This window comes from Bacteroides acidifaciens (assembly GCF_024623065.1).
Taxonomy (GTDB): domain Bacteria; phylum Bacteroidota; class Bacteroidia; order Bacteroidales; family Bacteroidaceae; genus Bacteroides; species Bacteroides acidifaciens.
This window is the reverse complement of record NZ_JANJZR010000067.1, coordinates 1-23,550: the sequence shown is the minus strand read 5'-3', so window position 1 is coordinate 23,550 and position 23,550 is coordinate 1. Positions and strand designations below refer to the sequence as shown.

At 44.8% G+C, this 23,550-nt stretch carries 17 protein-coding genes, 1 rRNA gene and 1 pseudogene; 17 read left to right on the top strand and 2 right to left on the bottom strand.

Annotation, left to right across the window (positions count from 1 at the left end; translation table 11 throughout):
• The 16 genes and pseudogenes from NSB03_RS15805 to NSB03_RS15730 form a co-directional block, all read left to right on the top strand.
• Positions 1-182 (top strand): annotated as a pseudogene (locus NSB03_RS15805) (IS110 family RNA-guided transposase); the annotation flags it as partial.
• A gap of 542 nt (positions 183-724) precedes the next feature.
• Positions 725-1,366, top strand: a complete 642-nt coding sequence (locus NSB03_RS15800; RefSeq protein ID WP_024988183.1) for a DUF6563 family protein — start codon at positions 725-727, stop codon at positions 1,364-1,366.
• A gap of 117 nt (positions 1,367-1,483) precedes the next feature.
• Complete coding sequence (hutU, locus tag NSB03_RS15795) at positions 1,484-3,481, top strand: urocanate hydratase (protein WP_257466500.1); 1,998 nt, start codon at positions 1,484-1,486, stop codon at positions 3,479-3,481.
• Positions 3,482-3,526: 45 nt separating this feature from the next.
• Entirely contained in the window at positions 3,527-4,429 is a 903-nt protein-coding gene (gene ftcD, locus NSB03_RS15790; protein WP_121766558.1) for a glutamate formimidoyltransferase, read from the top strand.
• 14 nt (positions 4,430-4,443) lie between these two features.
• Positions 4,444-5,697, top strand: a complete 1,254-nt coding sequence (gene hutI / locus NSB03_RS15785) for an imidazolonepropionase (RefSeq protein ID WP_024988182.1) — start codon at positions 4,444-4,446, stop codon at positions 5,695-5,697.
• 42 nt (positions 5,698-5,739) lie between these two features.
• The gene (locus tag NSB03_RS15780) at positions 5,740-6,369 is read left to right on the top strand and encodes a cyclodeaminase/cyclohydrolase family protein (RefSeq protein WP_135039234.1); all 630 of its coding nucleotides are present in this window, start codon (positions 5,740-5,742) and stop codon (positions 6,367-6,369) included.
• Complete coding sequence (hutH, locus tag NSB03_RS15775; protein WP_024988181.1) at positions 6,366-7,865, top strand: histidine ammonia-lyase; 1,500 nt, start codon at positions 6,366-6,368, stop codon at positions 7,863-7,865. The genes NSB03_RS15780 and hutH overlap by 4 nt, the downstream gene beginning before the upstream one ends.
• A 347-nt stretch (positions 7,866-8,212) precedes the next feature.
• On the top strand, positions 8,213-8,863 hold the full coding sequence (locus NSB03_RS15770; protein ID WP_024988180.1) for a TetR/AcrR family transcriptional regulator: 651 nt from the start codon (positions 8,213-8,215) through the stop codon (positions 8,861-8,863).
• 58 nt (positions 8,864-8,921) lie between these two features.
• Entirely contained in the window at positions 8,922-10,268 is a 1,347-nt protein-coding gene (locus NSB03_RS15765; protein WP_024988179.1) for a TolC family protein, read from the top strand.
• A 33-nt stretch (positions 10,269-10,301) separates the two neighbouring features.
• Positions 10,302-11,330, top strand: coding sequence for an efflux RND transporter periplasmic adaptor subunit (locus NSB03_RS15760; protein WP_136014786.1), 1,029 nt, complete (start codon positions 10,302-10,304; stop codon positions 11,328-11,330).
• Positions 11,331-11,444: 114 nt separating this feature from the next.
• Positions 11,445-14,603, top strand: a complete 3,159-nt coding sequence (locus NSB03_RS15755) for an efflux RND transporter permease subunit (RefSeq protein WP_121766564.1) — start codon at positions 11,445-11,447, stop codon at positions 14,601-14,603.
• Between the two features lie 12 nt (positions 14,604-14,615).
• On the top strand, positions 14,616-14,909 hold the full coding sequence (locus tag NSB03_RS15750) for a PG0541 family transporter-associated protein (RefSeq protein ID WP_024988178.1): 294 nt from the start codon (positions 14,616-14,618) through the stop codon (positions 14,907-14,909).
• 115 nt (positions 14,910-15,024) lie between these two features.
• Entirely contained in the window at positions 15,025-16,422 is a 1,398-nt protein-coding gene (locus tag NSB03_RS15745; protein WP_024988177.1) for an SGNH/GDSL hydrolase family protein, read from the top strand.
• Positions 16,409-17,326 (top strand): SGNH/GDSL hydrolase family protein, encoded by a 918-nt coding sequence (locus tag NSB03_RS15740; protein ID WP_162222302.1) that lies wholly within the window; start codon positions 16,409-16,411, stop codon positions 17,324-17,326. Before NSB03_RS15745 ends, NSB03_RS15740 begins: the two co-directional genes overlap by 14 nt.
• On the top strand, positions 17,313-18,800 hold the full coding sequence (locus tag NSB03_RS15735) for an MBOAT family O-acyltransferase (RefSeq protein ID WP_257466499.1): 1,488 nt from the start codon (positions 17,313-17,315) through the stop codon (positions 18,798-18,800). Before NSB03_RS15740 ends, NSB03_RS15735 begins: the two co-directional genes overlap by 14 nt.
• A gap of 253 nt (positions 18,801-19,053) precedes the next feature.
• Positions 19,054-20,064 carry an aldo/keto reductase gene (locus NSB03_RS15730; protein ID WP_024988176.1) on the top strand — a complete coding sequence of 337 codons (1,011 nt, stop codon included), beginning with the start codon at positions 19,054-19,056 and terminating at the stop codon, positions 20,062-20,064.
• A 1-nt stretch (position 20,065) separates the two neighbouring features.
• Here the strand turns inward: NSB03_RS15730 and NSB03_RS15725 are convergent, their stop codons facing one another.
• A complete protein-coding gene (locus tag NSB03_RS15725) occupies positions 20,066-20,662 on the bottom strand; it encodes a sigma-70 family RNA polymerase sigma factor (protein WP_128824436.1) in 597 nt (198 codons plus the stop codon).
• A 1,589-nt stretch (positions 20,663-22,251) separates the two neighbouring features.
• A complete protein-coding gene (locus NSB03_RS15720) occupies positions 22,252-22,410 on the bottom strand; it encodes a hypothetical protein (protein WP_159102151.1) in 159 nt (52 codons plus the stop codon).
• 597 nt (positions 22,411-23,007) lie between these two features.
• Here NSB03_RS15720 and NSB03_RS15715 point away from each other — a divergent pair.
• Positions 23,008-23,550 (top strand): 16S ribosomal RNA (locus tag NSB03_RS15715); the annotation flags it as partial.

The following is a 23,550-nucleotide window of genomic DNA, read 5'->3' as shown; positions in this document are numbered from 1 at the left end:
GCACCCAACGCCATAAGAACAAGATGAAGATACAAGTAGCCATCGCCCGAAAGTTATTGGTCGCAGTATGGCACATGCTGACAAAAGACGAGGATTTTATAGATGTTTACCTCAAGCGGCTTGAAAAGCAGGCGGAATGGCAAAATGATATTCAAGCATTAGAATCGTTATTGGTCGGATAGACCTTTCCGATATACCTCTATCGACAACATAATTACCTTTGTGCTGCCACATGAGCGCGTTTACAAAATTATTGTATCCATAGAGGGATTGGACACCGGCGTAGTCCTTTTAGGCTGAAGAGGAAAGTAACAAACTTTACCAGTTCAGACGACAAAATACTTGTCGTCTTAGGCGTTTTGTGGGAAAATTTATGGACTATAAGTATAATTAATTAGATACAAGTAAGTTACATACGAATATAAGAGCGGGGGATTTTTCTTTTTAGAGGAAAGGTAATATAATTCATAACGGTCGTGACAAGAGCGTGTTTCAGTCGGAAGCAGATTTACCGTTTATTAACGGACGGTTATTGAAATATAGATTCAACAATAATCATCCGGATGTCTTTTGTGATAACACATGTAGAGTAATGACATCAAGGAAATAAATATTGGTTTTCAGTTCCTTTTTCTGATATTTCTGTATTTCCCCTTGCATTTATCCACTAAAATTTATAACTTTCCACACTAAAATGCGTTTAAGCAGGAAAGGAGGATGGCTTATGAAGAAAGGATGTATCTTATTGTTGTTGATGGGCGTAATTAGTCTTCCGATAATTGCGCAGAACATTATTTATTCCAACCTGAAAGAGTTGCTTGCTCAGGATGGTGATACCATTGCCGTGTTGCGGATAGAAAAGCGTTCCCGAAATCAGATAGTGTTGACAGGCGGAGCTGATTACCGGATAACTGTCGGTAATGATGAGTCTATGGGGCGAAGATTAAAAAAACGTAGTTTTGCCGTGCGCGATGAAAAAGGAGATTTATATTTGAATTGCCGTAAGTTGCGATATAAGAGATTACGTTTTGGGGCTTGGTATGCTCCGGCCGTCCAATTAGATAAAAAAATCTATTTCTGCGCCATGCCCTTAGGCTCGGTTGTCGGCGGAAATTTCGTAGAGGAAGATGATGTCAAACTGGGTGGAAATATCGGTGATGTCCTTGCGGCTTCAAGCTTGGTCACAAAACGCGTCTGCTATGAGCTGAATGCTGAGACAGGAAAGATTGAATTCCTGGATAAAGACAAGATGCTTGAACTATTGAAGAAACATCCCGAACTGAAGCAGGCCTATTTAAAAGATGACAGTCCTGAAGCGAAACATACTTTTAAATATTTGCTGGAATTGCGGGATAAACAGAAATAATAACTTTCTGACAAGAAAAATGGAGTTTTTCTTGTCTTTTCTCTTCTTTTTTTCTATCTTGCGAAGAGTTGTACGACTGTATTACTTACAGTTTGTAATCCTTAATTCTGTTTTATTATGAAGATAACTCTTGGCAACGCACTCCCAGCTTATCCGGGTTTTGTAGAAGGTATCCGGAGAGCTCCTGACCGCGGTTATACACTTACCCCGGCTCAGACAGTTACAGCACTAAAAAACGCTTTGCGTTATATCCCCTCTGAATGGCATGAACTGTTGGCTTCCGAATTTATGGAAGAACTGCATACTCGCGGACGGATTTATGGATACCGTTTTCGTCCTGAGGGCGATTTGAAAGCAAAGCCAGTAGACGAGTATCGTGGTCGATGTCTGGAAGGCAAAGCTTTTCAAGTGATGATTGACAATAATCTCAGCTTTGATATAGCTTTGTATTCCTACGAACTTGTCACATACGGAGAAACCGGTCAAGTCTGTCAGAATTGGATGCAATATCGTTTGATAAAACAATATCTGGAAGAACTGAGCCAAGAACAAACCCTGGTGATTGAATCCGGTCATCCTTTAGGACTTTTCCGCTCCCGCCCCGACGCTCCCCGCGTTATAATAACCAACTCCATGATGATAGGGCAATTCGACAATCAGCACGACTGGCATATTGCCGTCCAGATGGGAGTTGCCAATTACGGTCAGATGACAGCCGGCGGTTGGATGTATATCGGCCCTCAAGGAATCGTTCATGGTACATTTAATACACTGCTCAATGCCGGACGTCTGAAACTCGGCATACCGCAAGATAAAGATTTGCGGGGACATTTGTTTGTATCTTCCGGTTTGGGTGGAATGAGCGGAGCCCAACCTAAAGCGGCCGAGATAGCCGGAGCTGTTTCCATTATTGCCGAAGTAGATAGTTCCCGTATCGAAACACGCTATCGTCAAGGGTGGGTGGCGCATGTTACGGAAGATATGGCGGAAGCCTATCGTATGGCAGATGAAGCGATGCAACGCCATGAACCCTGCTCAATAGCCTATCACGGAAACATAGTCGACCTGCTCGAATACGCTGAACAGAAACATATTCCCATCGAACTGTTATCCGACCAAACTTCTTGTCATGCCGTTTACGAAGGCGGCTATTGCCCTGTCGGGCTAACCTTTGAAGAACGCACCCGCCTTCTTCACGAATCTCCCGAACAATTCCGACGTTTGGTAGATGTCTCCCTGCACCGTCATTTCGAAGTTATCAAGAAACTTGTAGCCCGCGGAACTTATTTCTTTGATTATGGAAACTCCTTTATGAAAGCGATTTATGATGCCGGAGTAAAAGAAATCTCTCGCAATGGCGTGGATGAAAAAGACGGCTTCATCTGGCCGAGCTACGTAGAAGACATCATGGGTCCCCAACTCTTTGACTACGGCTATGGTCCGTTCCGATGGGTTTGCCTGAGTGGGAAACATGAAGACCTGATAAAAACAGACCATGCGGCTATGGAATGTATTGACGTCAACCGGCGCGGTCAGGATCTTGACAACTACAACTGGATACGCGATGCGGAAAAGAACCGGCTGGTAGTAGGAACCCAGGCACGCATCCTTTATCAGGATGCTATGGGAAGAATGAACATTGCGCTCCGTTTCAATGAAATGGTTCGTCGTGGAGAAGTAGGACCGATTATGTTAGGTCGGGACCACCATGACGTGAGCGGAACGGACTCCCCCTTCCGGGAAACATCGAATATAAAAGATGGAAGCAATGTAATGGCGGATATGGCTGTACAGTGTTTTGCCGGCAACTGTGCCCGTGGAATGAGTTTGGTAGCCTTGCACAATGGCGGTGGAGTAGGTATTGGCAAGGCAGTCAATGGTGGCTTCGGTATGGTCTGTGACGGTAGCGAACGGGTAGATGAAATACTCCGCTCGGCTATGCTTTGGGACGTAATGGGTGGAGTTGCCCGCCGCTCTTGGGCACGCAATCCGCATGCGATGGAAACTAGCGGAGCATTTAATGAATCCCATGTTGGAGACTATCAGATAACCATGCCGTATCTGGCTGATGAGGAATTAATAAAGAAAATAGTCGCACAAAATGCGCTTGTTTGATATAAAATATGTAGTGAATCATAACCTATATATAAGATATTTATTATGAACTGGAACAAAATCATTGAATGTGTACCCAATTTTAGTGAGGGACGCGATTTAGAGAAAATAGATCAGATAGTAGCCCCTTTCCGTGCCAAGGCAGGTGTAAAGCTGCTTGATTACAGTCATGACGAAGACCATAACCGCCTGGTGGTCACTCTTGTCGGCGAACCGGAAGCCTTGCGTGACGCAGTGATTGAAGCTATTGGCATTGCGGTCCGTCTGATAGACCTGAACCATCATAATGGACAACACCCTCGCATGGGAGCAGTAGATGTTGTCCCTTTCATCCCGGTTAAGAACACTACGATGGAAGAAGCAATCGCTCTTTCGAGAGAAGTTGCTGCCCGTGTAGCCGAGTTGTACGACCTTCCTGTCTTTCTGTATGAAAAGTCGGCCACCGCACCGCACCGGGAGAATTTAGCCTCCGTCCGCAAAGGTGAATTTGAAGGAATGGCTGAGAAAATCAGGCTTCCTGAATGGCGACCGGATTTCGGACCTGCCGAACGTCACCCCACTGCGGGAACCGTAGCTATCGGAGCCCGTATGCCGCTTGTCGCTTATAATATCAACCTGAGTACGAATAATCTCGGAATAGCTACCCAAATAGCCAAAAATATCCGCCATATCAATGGCGGGCTCCGCTATGTCAAAGCGATGGGAGTGGATTTGAAAGAGAGGAATATAACGCAGGTATCTATCAATATGACCGATTACACCCGCACCGCACTCTACCGTGCCTTCGAATTAGTCCGTATAGAAGCCCGTCGCTACGGTGTCACGATTGTTGGTAGTGAGATAATCGGTCTTGTACCAATGGAAGCCCTGATTGACACAGCTTCCTACTACCTCGGATTGGAAAATTTCTCCATGCAGCAAGTTCTGGAAGCCCGCATCATGGAATAACTAGAAGTAACTATATGAGTGAAAATCTGATTATATTCAATGCCCGTATCGTTACCCCTATTGGCTTTTCCGCCCGTAGAGGAGAAGAAATGTCCCAATTGCAAATCATAGAGAACGGAACCGTGGAAGTTACCAAAGGCATCATCACCTACGTTGGTGAAAACCGTGGTGAAGACCGGGATGGTTACTACCAGCACTATTGGCATTATAATGCTCGCGGACACTGTCTCTTGCCCGGTTTTGTCGATTCCCATACCCATTTTGTGTTTGGCGGAGAACGTTCCGAGGAATTCTCCTGGCGTTTGAACGGTGAAAGCTATATGTCAATCATGGAGCGTGGAGGCGGAATTGCAAGCACTGTAAAAGCCACGAGGCAAATGAACTTCTTGAAACTTCGTTCGGCAGCCGAAAGTTTCCTGAAAAGAATGAGCATAATGGGCGTAACCACTGTAGAAGGTAAAAGCGGTTACGGATTGGATCGTGAAACCGAATTATTGCAACTAAAGGTAATGCGCAGTCTGAACAACACCGAGCATAAACGTGTTGATATAGTCTCCACCTTTTTAGGTGCCCATGCCCTTCCCGAAGAATATGCAGGAAGAAGCGACGAATACATCGACTTTCTGATTCGTGAGATGCTTCCCCTTGTCCGTGAAGGCGGGCTGGCGGAATGTTGCGATGTCTTTTGCGAACAAGGTGTTTTCTCTATCGAACAGTCCCGCCGCCTGCTTCAGGCAGCCAAGGAACATGGTTTTCTGTTGAAACTCCACGCTGACGAGATTGTTTCCCTCGGTGGAGCCGAACTGGCTGCCGAACTGGGAGCACTGTCTGCCGACCACCTCCTGCACGCTTCCGATGCCGGCATCCGTGCAATGGCCGATGGCGGAGTAGTAGCTACCCTGTTACCCTTGACCGCCTTTGCCCTGAAAGAGCCCTACGCGCGAGGTCGTGAAATGATTGATGCCGGCTGTGCCGTAGCACTTGCCACCGACCTGAATCCCGGCAGTTGTTTCTCCGGTTCTATCCCGCTGACTATTGCTCTGGCTTGCATTTATATGAAAATGAGCATCGAAGAAACCATCACAGCCCTGACCCTGAACGGAGCTGCCGCTCTTCAGCGAGCCGACCGGATTGGAAGCATCGAAGTAGGCAAACAAGGCGATTTTATCGTCCTCAATTCCGATAACTATCATATTCTACCTTATTATATAGGTATGAATTGTGTAATCATGACTATTAAAGGCGGTATGTTATATCCCGTCGCTTAATAGTCGGTCAACTCATTCATTAATCACTTAAAACAGAATACCATGTTAGCAGAATTAACCGTAAAAGATTTCTTAGATAAAGTAGCTTGCAGTGAACCTGTGCCAGGTGGCGGTAGTATTGCAGCTTTGAATGGAGCACTGGCTTCCGCCCTTTCCACAATGGTGGCACGGCTCACTGTAGGAAAAAAAGGATATGAGGCTAGTGAAGATGTGATGCTGCACGCGCAAACAATCACTCTCCGTTTGCTGGATGAATTTATTGCGCTTATTGATAAAGACTCCGCTGCCTATGAAGAAGTTTTTGCCTGCTTTAAACTCCCTAAAACAACCGACGAAGAGAAAGCTGCCCGAAGTACCGCCATTCAGGAAGCAACCAAACAAGCCGCCCTCGTCCCGTTGGAAGTGGCCCGTAAAGCGTTGGATATGATGTCCGTCATAGCAGATGTTGCCCGCTTGGGCAACCGCAATGCCATCACAGATGCCTGTGTAGCCATGATGGCAGCCCGTTCCGCCGTGTTAGGAGCCTTGTTGAACGTTCGTATCAACCTCGGTTCGCTCAAAGACAAAGAGTTTGTCCTCCAGCTACAAACCGAAGCTGATACGATTGAGCAAACCGCTTGCCGGAGAGAAAAAGAATTGTTGGATGCCGTAAATCAAGACCTGCGCGTATGAGTAAGAATGTATATTATATCGGTTCCGGAGCATTAACCTTCGAAATCATCGAACGAATCATCAACGAAAACCTGAAACTGGAGCTAGCTCCCGAAGCCAAGTTGCGCATCCAGAAATGTCGCGACTACCTTGACCGAAAAATAGCTTCTTCCGAAGAACCATTATATGGTATAACAACAGGCTTCGGTTCTTTATGTACTAAAAACATTTCTTCCGACGAATTGGGTACGCTCCAGGAGAATCTGATAAAAAGCCATGCTTGCAGCATAGGTGAAGAAATCCGCCCCGTCATTATCAAACTGATGATGCTCCTCAAAGCCCACGCTCTTTCATTGGGACATAGCGGCGTACAAGTAATCACCGTGCAACGCATCCTCGATTTCTTCAACAATGACGTCATGCCCATCGTTTACGACCGCGGTTCTCTTGGAGCCTCCGGCGACCTCGCACCGCTCGCCAATCTTTTCCTCCCTCTGATCGGTGTCGGCGATGTCTACTATAAAGGGAAAAAGTGCGAAGCTATCAGTGTGCTCGACGAATTCGGCTGGGAACCTGTCAAACTAATGAGCAAAGAAGGATTGGCCCTACTCAACGGTACCCAATTTATGAGTGCCAACGGTGTGTTCGCCATACTCAAAGCCTTCCGCCTTTCGAAAAAGGCCGACCTCATAGCCGCTCTTTCCCTCGAAGCTTTTGACGGCCGTATCGATCCGTTTATAGACTGCATCCAGCAAATCCGCCCCCATCGAGGGCAGATTGAGACAGGCGAAGCCTTCCGTAGGCTACTGGCCGGCAGCGAACTTATCGAACGTCACAAAGAACACGTTCAAGATCCCTATTCCTTCCGCTGCATCCCACAGGTGCATGGTGCTACAAAGGACGCCATCCGCTACGTTGCTTCCGTACTACTGACCGAAATCAATTCCGTCACGGACAACCCTACCATTTTTCCCGATGAAGACCGGATCATCTCCGGCGGAAACTTCCATGGGCAACCGCTTGCCATCTCTTATGACTTCCTTGCCATCGCTTTGGCCGAATTGGGAAATATCTCCGAACGCCGTGTCTCCCAACTGATTATGGGACTCCGCGGACTACCTGAATTCCTGGTTGCCAATCCCGGTTTGAACTCCGGTTTCATGATTCCGCAATATGCCGCCGCTTCGATGGTCAGCCAAAATAAAATGTATTGTTATGCTGCTTCGAGCGACTCTATCGTCTCCTCCAACGGGCAGGAAGATCACGTAAGTATGGGCGCCAATGCTGCTACCAAACTCTATAAAGTGATGGATAATCTGGAACATATCCTTGCCATCGAACTGATGAATGCTGCACAAGGCATCGACTTCCGTCGTCCGCTGAAAACTTCTCCCGTTCTTGAACGTTTCCTTCATGCCTATCGGAAAGAAGTGTCTTTTGTGAAAGATGATATCGTGATGTACAAGGAGATACGTAAAACAGCCGCCTTCCTGAAGAGGACACAAATTGACTATTGACCGTAAACCAACCCTTTTTCGTTTTTCGTTAATGATGGTGACTGTTGTTGCCGGGTAAGTGTTGATTCTACCGACATTTATCCGGCATTTGTCGATTATAATCCCTCTGCGGGCGATAACGATTTACTTCGTATTCCCCTCCTTTTTACCTTTACGCTATGTTTGTTCCATATCTCCTATTAACACTTGTTTTCATTTCACTCTCCTGAATGATAATAATTCCCAAATGCATTATAAATAGATGGAAACTTGATTTCTTAATTAAGTTTTCTATATATCTTTGTTCCGTTTTTCCTTTGGAGATGAAAGGAAAGCGAACCCCGCATTTTATTAAAATAGAAAAACGGATGATGGCAGAGCATGGAAAAGACGCTTCCCAACGGGTAGAGTTAAGAGAACGGATCATAACGGCAGCGACAGAAGCTTTTACTTCAAAAGGCATCAAAAGCATTACAATGGATGATATTGCAGCAGCATTAGGAATATCCAAGCGTACGCTTTATGAAGTTTTTTCGGATAAAGAGTCGTTGTTGAAAGAATGCATACTGAAGATGCAGGCAGAAAGAGAAAAATATTTGCAGGAAGTCTTTGAGCATTCGCACAATGTGTTGGAAGTGATACTGACGGTTTTTCAGAAAAGCATCGAGGTATTTCATCAGACGAACAAACGCTTTTTTGAAGATCTTAAGAAATATCCCAAAGTATATGAGATAATGAAAAATCGGCAGGACAGCGATTCGCAGAAAACGATGTCCTTCTTCAAGACAGGAGTAGAGCAGGGCATCTTCCGTGCGGATGTAAACTTCGCCATTGTCAATCTGTTGGTGAAAGAACAGTTTGATGTACTTTTGAATACGGACATCTGCAATAAATATCCCTTTGTTGAAGTGTACGAATCTATCATGTTTACTTACATACGCGGCATCTCTACCGAAAAAGGAGCAAAGGTGCTGGAAGATTTCATACAAGAATATCGTAAAAACCGCATCGTGGACTAGAGCGCGAATGGGACTCTACCGACAAACAATTAAGATTAAATTTAGAAATACAGAGTTTATGGACAAGATGAAAAGATTAACAGGTCGGAAACTTCTTCTGGCAGCCGTGGCATTCTGTGCATTTGGTTTTGCAAAGGCTCAGGACACACAGGCGGAGAAGAACATACTAACCTTAACCTTAGACAAAGCCCTGGAAATTGCATTGGATGAGAATCCGACAATAAAAGTGGCAGAAGAAGAAATCGCTTTAAAGAAAGTGGCCGGCAAAGAAGCTTGGCAAAATCTGTTGCCGGAAGCTAGCATTACCGGCGCGCTAGATCATACTGTTAAAGCGGCTGAAATGAAATTGAACGATATGTCGTTCAAGATGGGACAAGATGGTACGAACACCGCCAATGCAGGGTTGAGTATTAATCTGCCACTCTTTGTGCCGGGTGTTTACCGTGCCATGTCGATGACAAAGACGGATATTGAACTGGCAGTAGAGAAGTCACGTGCTTCCCGACTGGATCTCGTGAATCAGGTAAGCAAGGCTTATTATCAGCTGATGCTTGCGCAGGATAGCTATGAAGTGCTTCAGGGCAGTTATAAGTTGGCAGCAGACAATTACGATGTGGTCAATGCCAAATATCAGCAGGGAACTGTGAGCGAATATGACAAGATCAGTGCGGAAGTGCAGATGCGCAGCATTAAGCCAAACTTGATTTCGGCTGCTAATGCGGTGACTTTGGCTAAGTTGCAGTTGAAAGTCCTGATGGGTATCACAGCCGATGTGGAGATAAAGATTAACGATAGTCTGACCAACTATGAAACGGCGATGTTTGCCAACCAGTTGAGTGAAGAGAATGTAAATCTGGACAACAATACCACCATGAAGCAGTTGGACTTGAACATGAAGTTGCTTGAAAAGAACGTAAAGTCCTTGAAGGCGAACTTCATACCGACTCTTTCCATGAGTTTCTCCTACAAATATCAGTCTTTGTATAATCCGAACATCAATTTCTTGGATTATAACTGGAGCAACAGTTCCAACCTGATGTTCAATCTTAGCATACCTTTATATAAGGCAAGCAACTTCACGAAAGTGAAATCTGCCCGTATACAGATGCGCCAGCTCGATTGGAACCGTATTGATACGGAAAGACAGTTGAATATGCAGATTGTCAGTTGTCGTAACAACATGAGTGCCAGCACAGAGCAGGTGGTCAGCAATAAGGAAAATGTGATGCAGGCAAAGAAAGCGGTAGTGATTGCCGAAAAACGTTATGATGTAGGTAAGGGCACGGTGCTCGAACTGAACAGTTCCCAAGTGTCGCTGACACAGGCACAACTCACCTATAATCAGTCCATATACGATTACCTGGTTGCTAAGGCAGACCTCGATCAGGTTTTGGGAAAAGAATAAAGATAGACATTTAAAAAATTACAAGTAAGGAATATGAAAAGAAGTATCCAATTGGTAGCCCTGCTGTTCACTGTATGTATGGGCTCATGTACAGGTGGAAAAGACAAAGCGGCTACGGAAGAACATGTAGACGCGAAGCCCATTGTGAAGCTGGCAGACGTAACAGCCCGTCCCGTAGATCAAATACAAGATTACACAGCAACGGTGGAAGCTGAGGTAAAGAACAATATAGCCCCTTCGTCCCCCGTACGTATCGACCGGATTTTTGTGGAAGTGGGCGACCGCGTATCCAAAGGCCAGAAACTGGTGCAGATGGATGCAGCTAACCTGAAGCAGACGAAACTGCAACTGGATAATCAGGAAATAGAATTCAACCGTATCGACGAATTATATAAAGTGGGAGGTGCCTCCAAATCAGAATGGGATGCTTCGAAGATGCAACTCGATGTGAAGAAAACCGCTTATAAGAATCTGTTGGAGAATACCTCTTTGCAAAGCCCTATCAATGGTGTAGTCACTGCACGTAACTATGATAACGGCGATATGTACAGCGGTGGAGAACCGGTACTTGTAGTAGAACAGATCACTCCGGTGAAACTTCTGATTAACGTGTCCGAAACCTACTTCACGAAAGTGAAGAAAGGCACTCCTGTCGACGTGAAACTCGATGTATATGGTGATGAAGTATTTACAGGAACCATCCATCTGATTTACCCTACCATAGATGCCGCTACCCGTACATTCCAGGTGGAAATCAGACTGGATAATAAAGATCAGCGTGTGCGTCCGGGAATGTTTGCCCGTGCGACATTGAACTTCGGTACAGCGGAAAACGTAGTTGTTCCCGATTTGGCAATTGTTAAGCAGGCAGGTTCCGGCGACCGTTATGTATTTGTTTATAAAGACGGTAAGGTATCTTATAATAAGGTCGAACTGGGTAGGCGCATGGGTACGGAGTATGAACTGAGATCCGGTGTGCCGGATAACTCACAGGTGGTAGTTGCCGGACAGTCACGTTTGGTAAACGGTATGGAAGTAGAGGTGGAAGCCTCTTCCAAATAAGAAGTGTCCAATATCTTTCGCCCAATGCTTTTATTAATTAACCTGATTTCAAAACGATCTTCCGGCTCCCTCTTTTGGGGAGAGGAGCGGGGAGAGGCTTTTAAATAAAATAACATGAGTTTATACGAAGGTGCGGTTAAGAAACCGATTATGACCTCCCTCTGCTTCCTGGCAGTGGTGATTTTTGGTCTTTTCTCTTTGTCCAAGTTGCCTATCGATTTGTATCCGGATATTGATACGAATACAATCATGGTAATGACCGCTTATCCCGGTGCAAGTGCCTCGGATATAGAAAATAATGTGACTCGCCCGCTTGAAAATACCTTGAACGCGGTGAGTAACCTGAAACATATTACCTCTCGTTCTTCCGAGAATATGTCATTGATTACATTGGAGTTCGAGTTTGGTAACGATATTGACGTTCTGACCAATGATGTGCGTGATAAACTCGACATGGTAAGTTCGCAGCTTCCTGACGACGTCGAGAATCCGATTATCTTCAAATTTAGTACGGACATGATTCCGATCGTGTTGCTTTCCGTACAGGCCAATGAAAGTCAGTCAGCGCTTTATAAGATATTGGACGACCGTGTGGTAAACCCGCTGGCGCGTATTCCGGGAGTCGGAACCGTGTCTATCAGTGGTGCGCCGCAACGTGAGATTCAGGTCTATTGCGACCCCAATAAACTGGAAGCCTATCATCTGACCATCGAAACAATCAGTTCCATTATCGGCGCTGAGAACAAGAATATCCCCGGTGGTAACTTTGATATCGGTAGTGAAACATACGCATTGCGTGTAGAAGGTGAGTTTGATGATTCCCGCCAGTTGGCAGATGTAGTGGTAGGTACGCATAATGGGGCAAATGTCTTTCTGCGTGATGTAGCTCAAATCGTCGATACTGTGGAAGAACGTGCACAAGAAACCTATAACAATGGTGTGAAAGGTGCTATGATTGTTGTTCAGAAACAGTCGGGAGCCAATTCGGTAGAAATCTCCAAGAAAGTGGCCGATGCATTGCCGAGGCTTCAGAAGAACCTGCCGAGTGATGTGAAGATTGGTGTCATTGTCGATACTTCCGACAACATCCTTAACACCATCGATAGTTTGACGGAAACTGTCATGTATGCATTGCTCTTCGTGGTAATCGTCGTGTTCCTCTTCTTGGGACGCTGGCGTGCAACGCTGATTATCTGTATTACCATCCCGCTTTCGTTGATTGCCTCGTTCATTTACCTGGCCATCAGTGGGAATACGATTAATATCATCTCCCTTTCTTCTCTCTCCATTGCTATCGGTATGGTGGTGGATGATGCGATTGTGGTGCTCGAAAACGTGACGACCCATATCGAACGCGGTTCCGACCCCAAACAGGCGGCAGTGCACGGTACGAACGAGGTGGCAATCTCTGTAGTCGCTTCTACGCTGACGATGATTGCCGTGTTCTTCCCCTTGACGATGGTAAGCGGTATGTCGGGTGTGCTTTTCAAACAGTTGGGTTGGATGATGTGTGCCATCATGTTCATCTCTACCGTTTCGGCACTGTCGCTCACGCCGATGCTCTGTTCGCAGTTGCTGCGTTTGCAGAAGAAGCAGTCGAAAGCCTTCAAGCTTTTCTTTACTCCGATTGAAAAGACGCTCGACGGACTCGACGCTTGGTATGCAAGGATGCTCAACTGGGCGGTTCGTCATCGTTCGATTGTCGTTGTAGGGTGTATTGTTTTCTTTATTATCAGTCTGCTGTGTGCAAAAGGCATCGGTACGGAGTTCTTCCCGGCACAGGATAATGCTCGTATTGCCGTGCAGTTGGAGCTTCCGATCGGTACACGGAAAGAGATAGCACAGGAACTTTCGGAGAAATTGACCAACCAATGGCTGACGAAGTATAAAGACATCATGAAAGTCTGCAACTACACCGTTGGGCAGGCAGATTCCGATAATACTTGGGCATCTATGCAGGACAACGGTTCGCATATTATCTCGTTCAATATCAGTTTGGTTGATCCGGGCGATCGTGATATCACTTTGGAAGCAGTCTGTGATGAGATGCGTGAAGATTTGAAAGCCTATCCGGAATTCAGTAAAGCGCAGGTAATTCTCGGTGGTAGTAACACGGGGATGTCCGCACAGGCAAGTGCCGACTTTGAGGTTTACGGATATGACATGACAATGACCGATAGCGTGGCAGCCCGTCTGAAACGCGAATTGCTGAATGTGAAAGGCGTAACCGAGGTAAACATCAGCCGTAGCGACTACCAGCCGGAATATCAAGTAGACTTCGACCGTGAAAAACTGGCAATGCATGGCTTGAATCTTTCAACCGCCGGTAGCTATCTGCGCAATCGTGTCAATGGTGCGGTAGCGTCTAAATATCGTGAAGACGGAGATGAATATGATATCAAAGTGCGTTATGCACCCGAATTCCGTACAAGTCTGGAAAGTCTCGAAAATATCCTCATTTACAATGCGCAAGGACAACCCGTTCGTGTGAAAGACGTTGGTGAGGTAGTCGAACGTTTTGCACCTCCTACCATCGAACGTAAAGACCGTGAACGTATTGTGACCGTTTCTGCAGTAATCTCCGGTGCTCCGTTGGGCGACGTGGTGGCTGCCGGTAATAAGGTGATAGATAAGATGGATCTTCCGGGAGATGTCACCATTCAGATTTCCGGTTCGTACGAAGACCAGCAGGATTCATTCCGCGATTTGGGAACACTTGCCATCCTGATTGTTGTGCTCGTATTTATCGTGATGGCAGCGCAGTTTGAGTCACTGACCTATCCGTTCATTATCATGTTCTCCCTGCCGTTTGCGTTTAGTGGTGTCTTGATGGCATTGTTCTTTACGGGTAGCACATTGAGTGTCATGAGTTTATTGGGAGGTATCATGCTGATTGGTATTGTGGTGAAGAATGGTATCGTGCTTATCGACTACATCACCCTCTGTCGTGAACGTGGATTGGCAGTATTGAACTCTGTAGTAACAGCCGGTAAGAGCCGTCTCCGTCCGGTATTGATGACCACTGCCACTACCGTTCTCGGTATGATTCCGATGGCTATCGGTGGCGGTCAAGGTTCTGAAATGTGGAGTCCGATGGCGATTGCCGTAATCGGTGGTTTGACGATTTCTACTGTTTTGACATTGATTTTGATCCCTACTTTATATTGCGTATTTGCAGGAACAGGTATCAAGAACCGTCGTCGTAAGCTCCGTCGTCAACGTGAATTGGATGTTTATTTCCAGGCGAATAAAGACAGTATTATTAAGAAATAATAAAGAAGAAATATGAAATCAGTATTGATAACATTCGATCAGGCTTATTACGAGCGAATCATTGCGTTACTCGACCGTTTGGGATGTCGTGGTTTTACGTACCTCGAAAAAGTGCAGGGACGTGGTTCGAAAACAGGCGATCCGCATTTCGGAAGCCATGCTTGGCCAAGTATGTGCTCGGCTATCTTGACGGTAGTAGATGATAACAAAGTTGATCCGTTGCTGGACACCTTGCATAAGATGGACTTGGAAACACAACAGTTAGGCTTGCGTGCATTTGTGTGGAATATTGAGCGGACCATTTGATAATTGGTCTGCCGACTCAATAAACGGAAAGGAGAATCTACATTATTTATTAGATTCTCCTTTCTTTTTATGGCTTTTGTCTATCTTTGCGGTCGTTTTCGGATTTAGGAACATTATGGAGATTATAAAGAATTATTTGAAATATTCGTTGTGGTTTGTGCTGGTTGTGTTTGTAGTCCTGCTGGGGCTTCATTGGCTTCCGGTCATCACCATAGACGGACACACGATGAGGCGTGTAGACCTTTTGAGCGATATTCGCTATCTGGGTACAGATACAGCCGTGGCCGATTCGGACAGTATTCCTCTGCCGCCTGTAGTGAAACCGGTTTTCGTAGATACCTGCCGTGCGGGGATGACCTGCATTGAAGATTACAGCGATTCTACCCATCGTGGCATGGCTCCCTTTTATGAAGCCCTCGACCGTGTCTCTTCCGGGGCTTCCGGTTCCAGTGACAATTTAGTGCGTATTGCCGTATTCGGTGACTCCTTTATCGAAGCGGACATCTTTACCGCCGACTTACGCGAAATGCTTCAGAAACGTTTCGGCGGTTGTGGAGTAGGTTTCGTCACCATCACTTCCATGACAAGCGGTTACCGTCCTACGGTGCGGCATATGTTCGGTGGATGGGCGAGCCACGCAGTGACGGACAGCGTCTATTTTGACAGGAAAAAGCAAGGCATCTCCGGTCATTATTTCGTTCCCCGAAATGGGGCTTATGTAGAACTGCGCGGACAGAGCAAATACGCCTCATTGCTTGATACCTGTCAGCGCGCTTCTATTTTCTTCTATAATAGAGATTCCGTCCACCTCTCTGCCTGTGTGAACAAAGGAGACAGTAGAAGCTATGCTTTGCCACCTTCCGGCGGCTTGCAGGAAGTTCAGGTAAACGGACGTATCGGATCCATCCGTTGGACGGTAGACCGTGCCGACTCCACACTCTTTTATGGCTTGGCAATGGACGGAAAGAAAGGAATCATTCTCGATAACTTCTCCTTGCGTGGCAGTTCCGGGCTTTCCCTGCGTGGCATTCCGCAACAAATGCTGAAAGAGTTTAATCGCCAGCGCCCCTACGACTTGATTATTCTCGAATACGGATTGAACGTCGCTACCGAACGAGGACGCAATTACGATAACTACCAAAAAGGACTGCTGACAGCCATCGAACATCTGAAAACGTGCTTTCCACAATCCGGAATCCTGCTGTTGAGTGTCGGTGACCGTGACTATAAGAACGAGAACGGCGACCTTCGCACCATGCCGGGTGTCAAGAACCTGATTCGTTATCAGCAGAACATTGCCGCCGAAAGCGGTATCGCCTTTTGGAATATGTTCGAGGCAATGGGCGGCGATGGCAGCATGGCGAAACTGGTTCACGCCAAACCGTCTATGGCAAACTACGACTATACGCATATAAACTTCCGAGGCGGCAAGCACCTGGCAGGACTGCTTTATGAAACATTGATATACGGTAAAGAACAATATGACAGGAGAAAAGCTTATGAGAAAGAATAACCTGCTGTCTGTCTTTATACTTATATTGACGGGAATCCTGACTGCTCCTTGTTTTCTTTTAATGATAACAGCACAAGACCGTATTCCCGCCTGTCCGCCGTTAGGCAAGACTTTAAAGAAAATCAAGCCCTTGCGCGAAATGACTTGGGTGAATGATACCATCTCTGCGCAAATCTTCTTCCCGACAGCTTTCCGTGAAACCGGACGGAATGAGATTATCGACAGCATTGCCTTGTTGGCTCCTGTATTCGAACATCTCCGCCAAGTGCGTGCAGGACTCTCCGAAGATACAGTCCGCATCGTTCATATCGGCGACAGCCACGTGCGCGGACATATTTACCCGCAGACTACCGGAGCCCGTCTGACTGAGACTTTCGGGGCTGTCTCTTATATTGATAAAGGAGTAAACGGTGCTACCTGTCTCACTTTTACCCATCCCGACCGTATCGCTGAGATCGCAGCCTTGAAACCCGAGCTGCTGATTCTTTCTTTCGGGACGAATGAAAGCCATAACCGGCGTTATAATATCAACGTACATTACAACCAGATGGACGAACTTGTCAAACTCCTGCGCGACAGTCTTCCCAACGTGCCTATTCTTCTCACTACTCCGCCGGGCTCATATGAAAGTTTCCGGCAAAGAAAGCGCAGGCGTACTTATGCCATTAATCCCCGTACGGTGACAGCCGCAGAAACGATCCGTCGCTATGCAAGGAATAACCGCCTGCTGGTGTGGGATATGTATGATGTAGTCGGTGGCAAACGCCGTGCCTGCACCAACTGGACGGAAGCCAAATTGATGCGTCCCGATCATGTACATTATTTACCCGAAGGATATATCCTTCAAGGAAATTTATTATACCAAGCCATCATAAAAGCATATAACGACTATGTTTCCCATTGATATAGATTTCAGTAGACTAAAAGAGGTACTTATCTACGACCCGCAAGCGCCGATGATATTCAGTAGCGGTATCTTTCTTTGGCTGTTCACAGCTTTCATGGTAGTGTATGTGTTGTTACAACATAAATACACTGCCCGTATCTTGTTTGTCACCCTCTTTTCCTATTACTTCTACTACAAGAGTAGCGGCACTTATTTCTTTCTGCTCGCCCTCGTCACCGTTGCCGACTTCTTTCTTGCGCAACTGATGGATCGTACCCAGGGACATTGGAAGCGTAAAGGACTGGTCACTTTGAGCTTGGGTATTAATCTGGGACTTCTTGTCTATTTCAAATATACCAATTTCCTGGGTGGAGTGATCGCTTCATTGATGGGAGGAGAATTTACCGCTCTCGATATATTCCTGCCGGTCGGCATCTCTTTTTTCACTTTTCAGTCATTGAGCTATACCATCGATGTTTACCGAAAAGAAATAAAACCATTGACCAATCCTTTGGACTATGCCTTTTATGTATCTTTCTTCCCGCAGTTGGTGGCAGGACCTATCGTGCGTGCCCGCGACTTTATCCCGCAGATACGGAAACCGCTCTTTGTTTCGCAAGAGATGTTCGGACGGGGAATCTTCCTGATTTTCTCCGGCTTGTTCAAGAAAGCGATAATTTCCGACTATATCAGTGTCAACTTTGTAGAGCGTATCTTCGATAATCCTACCCTCTATTCGGGAGTTGAGAACCTGATGGGGCTTTATGGATATGCTTTGCAGATTTACTGCGACTTCTCAGGATATAGTGACATGGCTATCGGCATCGCCCTGTTACTGGGATTCCATTTCAACCTGAACTTCAATTCTCCTTATAAATCCGCTTCCATTACCGAATTCTGGCGTCGGTGGCACATCTCCCTGTCCAGTTGGCTGAAAGACTATTTATACATCTCCTTAGGTGGAAACCGGAAAGGAAAGTTCCGTCAATACTTGAATCTGATAATCACCATGTTTTTGGGTGGACTATGGCACGGAGCGTCCTGGAACTTCGTACTGTGGGGAATCTTCCACGGTGTAGCTTTGGCATTACATAAAATGTGGATGTCTATCACCGGGCGTAAGAAAGGTGAGCAAAGCCATGGCTGGCGTCGTGTATTCGGAGTGATTATTACTTTCCATTTCGTATGTTTCTGTTGGATATTCTTCCGCAATGCTGATTTTCAAAACTCGATAGATATGTTGAAACAGATATTCACCACTTTCCGTCCACAGCTATTCCCGCAATTGTTGGAAGGCTATTGGAAAGTCTTTGCATTGATGCTGCTTGGCTTCCTGCTTCATTTTGCGCCTGATAGTTGGGAAAATGCAGTATGCCGGGGGGTAATCCGTATGCCGTTTGTGGGGAAAGCGCTGATGATGATCATTTTGATTTATGTAGTCATCCAGATGAAAAGTTCGGAGATTCAGCCGTTTATTTACTTTCAGTTCTAAACTTTCTTTCATATAGGCTAACCCTATTTGAAACAAAAAGTTTCACACCGAGGAACAAAGTGTTTCAAGTAGCGAAACAAAGTGTTTCATACCGAGGAACAAATAGTTTCAAAGCATGAAACAAAAACTTTTTCTAGATGAGTGGATTGGCTAATGTAGGATAATCGAGTTATTTTATTGATTAGTAGAAATATTATCTGGCATATTTTTTCTTTCTTTGTAAAAGGAAATAACAAAAGAAATCATGAATCATATGGATAATTCATTCACTTATCAACCGGCAACCGACCGTTATAACCGTATGCAGTATAAATATTGCGGCAAGAGCGGTTTGCAGTTACCTCTTATTTCTTTGGGATTATGGCACAACTTCGGTAGTGTGGACGACTTCACCGTGGCAACCGATATGATAAAGTACGCTTTCGATCAGGGTATCACTCATTTTGACTTGGCAAACAACTACGGCCCTGTCCCCGGAAGTGCGGAAACCAACTTCGGGCGAATTTTGAAAGAGAACTTCCAGGGATATCGGGATGAAATGATCATCTCTTCCAAAGCCGGACATGAAATGTGGGCGGGACCTTACGGCGGCAATAGTTCTCGCAAGAATCTGATGGCAAGTATCAACCAGAGTCTCCGCCGTACAGGTCTGGAGTACTTCGATATTTTTTATAGCCATCGTTATGATGGAGTAACCCCGGTAGAAGAAACGATTCAAACATTGATTGATATCGTGAAACAAGGCAAAGCCCTCTATATCGGCATATCCAAATATCCCCCCGAACAAGCCCGCATAGCTTATGAAATGATGACAAAAGCAGGTGTACCCTGTCTTATCAGCCAATACCGTTACAGCATGTTCGACCGTGCAGTTGAGGCCGAAACCCTTCCTTTGGCTGCTGAATACGGTTCCGGTTTCATAGCTTTCTCTCCTTTGGCACAAGGTTTACTGACGGATAAATACCTGAATGGTATCCCGGAAGGCTCACGGGCAGCGCGCTCTTCCGGCTTTCTTCAACGTTCGCAAGTAACCCCTGAGAAGATAGAAGCTACTCGACAGTTGAATGAAATCGCCCGTCTCCGTGGGCAGACATTAGCAGAAATGGCTTTGGCATGGATACTGAAAGACGAGAGAGTGACATCGGTCATTGTGGGGGCAAGTTCCGTGAATCAATTAGCTGATAATTTAAAAGCATTGGAACATTTGGATTTCACACCGGATGATTTGGCTGAAATAGAGCAAATATTAGCCCGGATGATTTAACTTACTTAAAATATTTTCGCAGGCTTGCTGTTAATTTGCGAATAGCATTGGTCATATGTGTATTGACAGTTCTTTCGGATATGTCCAGTGCTTCGCTGATTTGTTTATAACTCATAAGTTCCTCTTTCGCCATGCAATAAATGATTCTTGTTTTTTCGGGTAGTTGCTGGATGGCCTGTTGCATATTCTCCTCCATATCTTTTTTCAGCAGTTTCTCTTCCGGAGTGAGATCATTTCCGGGTATTTCTATTACGATGTGGTTGATGGAACTTAGATTATACTGGCGGTGTTTCTCCAAAAATGAAAGAGCACGGTTTTTGACTGTGATAAATAAATAAGAATCCCAATCCTTCACATCTTTCAGGTTCTGACGTTTATCCCACAAAGTGAGAAATATCTCAGACAACACATCTTCAGCGACCGAAGAGGAGGGACGCAACTCACGGATACTGATCCCGTGACGGGAAAGCCAAAGACACATACCATGATAGTTTACATGGCGTTCACGACAATAACTACGAAGAGTTAAGGCGGGAGAAGAACATAAACAGGATTTATAATCCGATAAGGTAAGAGTATACAAGTCATGTGCAGTCATAAGATGTGTTTTTTATTATGACACAAAGCTAAAAGGAAAAATTGAGATAGAAAATATGGCATCGCCGAGACGCTTACATTTTATTAAGAAAACGCGCTTAAAACAATGCATCTCTCATGCTATTACCGGCATTTCTCATACATCAAAAACAGTATTCCTATAATCTGATCATTAACACTTAATAGACTGTAGCAAAACTGCCGCTCATTTTTATTATAACTAACTGACAACCAAAGATTATACTACTGTAATCAATAGATTTTCAATAAGACATCTCTATCGTTTCACTCCAGTGAACAGATTCGTGCACCCGAGTACACAAATCTATCCACTCGAGTGAAACGGTCTGTCCACTGGAGTGGAAAGATACGGATGAAGGCAGGAAAACACAACAATGTCTGTTGTGAAAGATATGTTATCTACCGATTCAACATACAAACTACGGTTATATTATCCTATACATATTAGTATGCTGAAACAAGGACAAGCATAATATACAGTATGAGAAATGCGAAACAAAGTATGAGAAATACCTTCTTTGAAGGCATTTTAGAAGTATAAACTATGAGAAATACATGTAAATATTTTAATTCTCATAGTTTATACTTCTAATTATCAGTCGAATACTATTCCCCATGAGAATATGAGAAATGATTTTGCGAAATCGTTCTAGTAGCAGGCTGAAACTGAATTCAAGTAATAAATGCATTATTTCTTTAAGCCGAAAAGACTAATCGAGGGGATTTGAAAGTTTTCTATGTGTATTTTCAATAATTTTATGTCTCATGCTCATTTCTTTGTCAATATTGTTTGCTAAATATAAATTGCTACTTTTATCGTAGTTTACTTTTTAGCGAAGAAAGTAAGTTTTTGATAATTTTATTGAGAACGGTTATTTATTGCATTCTATATAAAAATTGGCTAATTTTTTACTTCAGAATGACGATAAGTGACGGGTCTCACGCATCTTTTGTATATATAATCTTGTTATATAATCAATTGGGCGTGGGGCTATCACTTGTGTTCAGGAGAGGGTCCTAGCCGATACCTTATATAGGACATAGGTAGATAGTTCCCTCACTCTCTTTTTTTTGAGATAAACCCTCGCACCTTTGGGGACAGATGCGTCAAACGAAGCTAAAATGATGAGCAACGATTTTAAAGAGAACATCATTCGCTTGATACAGCACCCTATCATGCATAAGCCTATAAGTGAACTGACAGGTTCGGAGCAAAGCTAGGCTTATGAACTCCTGGATAGTCTGGTTGAGTCTTCCATGAATAGCTCCTGTACCTAGATAGACTATATCCAAATCTCCTGTCTGTATTATATCCTTGGTGAGCTAGCTTATGAACAGGGTGATGCTCCTGAACGTATAATTAAATATTTCTTTTCCTCTCTCCATTCCTTGGAGCAGGGTGGAATTGACCTGAGTCTGAACAAATGGGCGGAACTCGTGAATTTGCTCCAGTCTTCTGAGTCTTGAATTGCATAAATCGGATAAAATCATCCGTATGCTCCGTATTCATCATCTTGTCGTATGGCATGGACATGGTGACAAATCATTTTTCGTAATCCTACCAGTTTTTTAGTATGTAGTTCCTGAATCTTCTGTCTGCTTGTGAAAGCCGTTCTTTTTTCTTTCTTCCTTCTCTCTTCGTTTCTTCTCTTCGTTCTCTTCGCGCGCACGTGTGAATATAATAAGGTGTCCTTTCTTATCCGTTCCCGCGAACGCCTGTCCCTTCATTAAAAAATATGTTCTACAACATCATTCTTTTTCAGCACTTTAGCAAAATCCTTCAAAAATAATTGGAAAAAAGATCCTGATATATTTGGAGTGTATCCCAAAACGGAGTACTTTTGCACCCGCTTTCCAAGAGAAGAAAGCCTTGACAAATGACTTAGTGACAAAGCGTAGGACCGCTTGATGATAAAAACAAAAAACTTCCGAAAAAGTTTGGAACATATAAATAAAAGTTTTTATCTTTGCAGTCCGATTCGCAAAGAGAGCGGTTTTGTTTTTTCTTTTATGATTATTCTTTCCCTTTCGCAAGAGAGTCTGAGAAATGAGTAGAAAAGAAAAAAAATAAAAAAAACTTCCGAAAAAGTTTGGTAGTTAAAAATAAACCTCTTACCTTTGCACCCGCTTTTGAAACGGAAGCGACAAGTTCTTTGAAATATTGATAAACAATACAAGTAGTACAAGTTAATAAATAGAACCGTCAATGCTTGTTCCTGAAGCAGAAATGTAAATGGAACACAGGTAATTGATAAGAGTCAATAAAATGTACGGCATCCTGAACAGAGCAACAACCATCCTTTATGGATGATTAACAATATTATTACAATGAAGAGTTTGATCCTGGCTCAGGATGAACGCTAGCTACAGGCTTAACACATGCAAGTCGAGGGGCAGCATGAAAGTTTGCTTGCAAACTTTTGATGGCGACCGGCGCACGGGTGAGTAACACGTATCCAACCTGCCTCATACTCGGGGATAGCCTTTCGAAAGAAAGATTAATACCCGATGTCATAGTCCTACCGCATGATGGGATTATTAAAGAATTTCGGTATGGGATGGGGATGCGTTCCATTAGTTAGTTGGCGGGGTAACGGCCCACCAAGACAACGATGGATAGGGGTTCTGAGAGGAAGGTCCCCCACATTGGAACTGAGACACGGTCCAAACTCCTACGGGAGGCAGCAGTGAGGAATATTGGTCAATGGACGAGAGTCTGAACCAGCCAAGTAGCGTGAAGGATGACTGCCCTATGGGTTGTAAACTTCTTTTATATGGGAATAAAATGTTCCACGTGTGGGATTTTGTATGTACCATATGAATAAGGATCGGCTAACTCCGTGCCAGCAGCCGCGGTAATACGGAGGA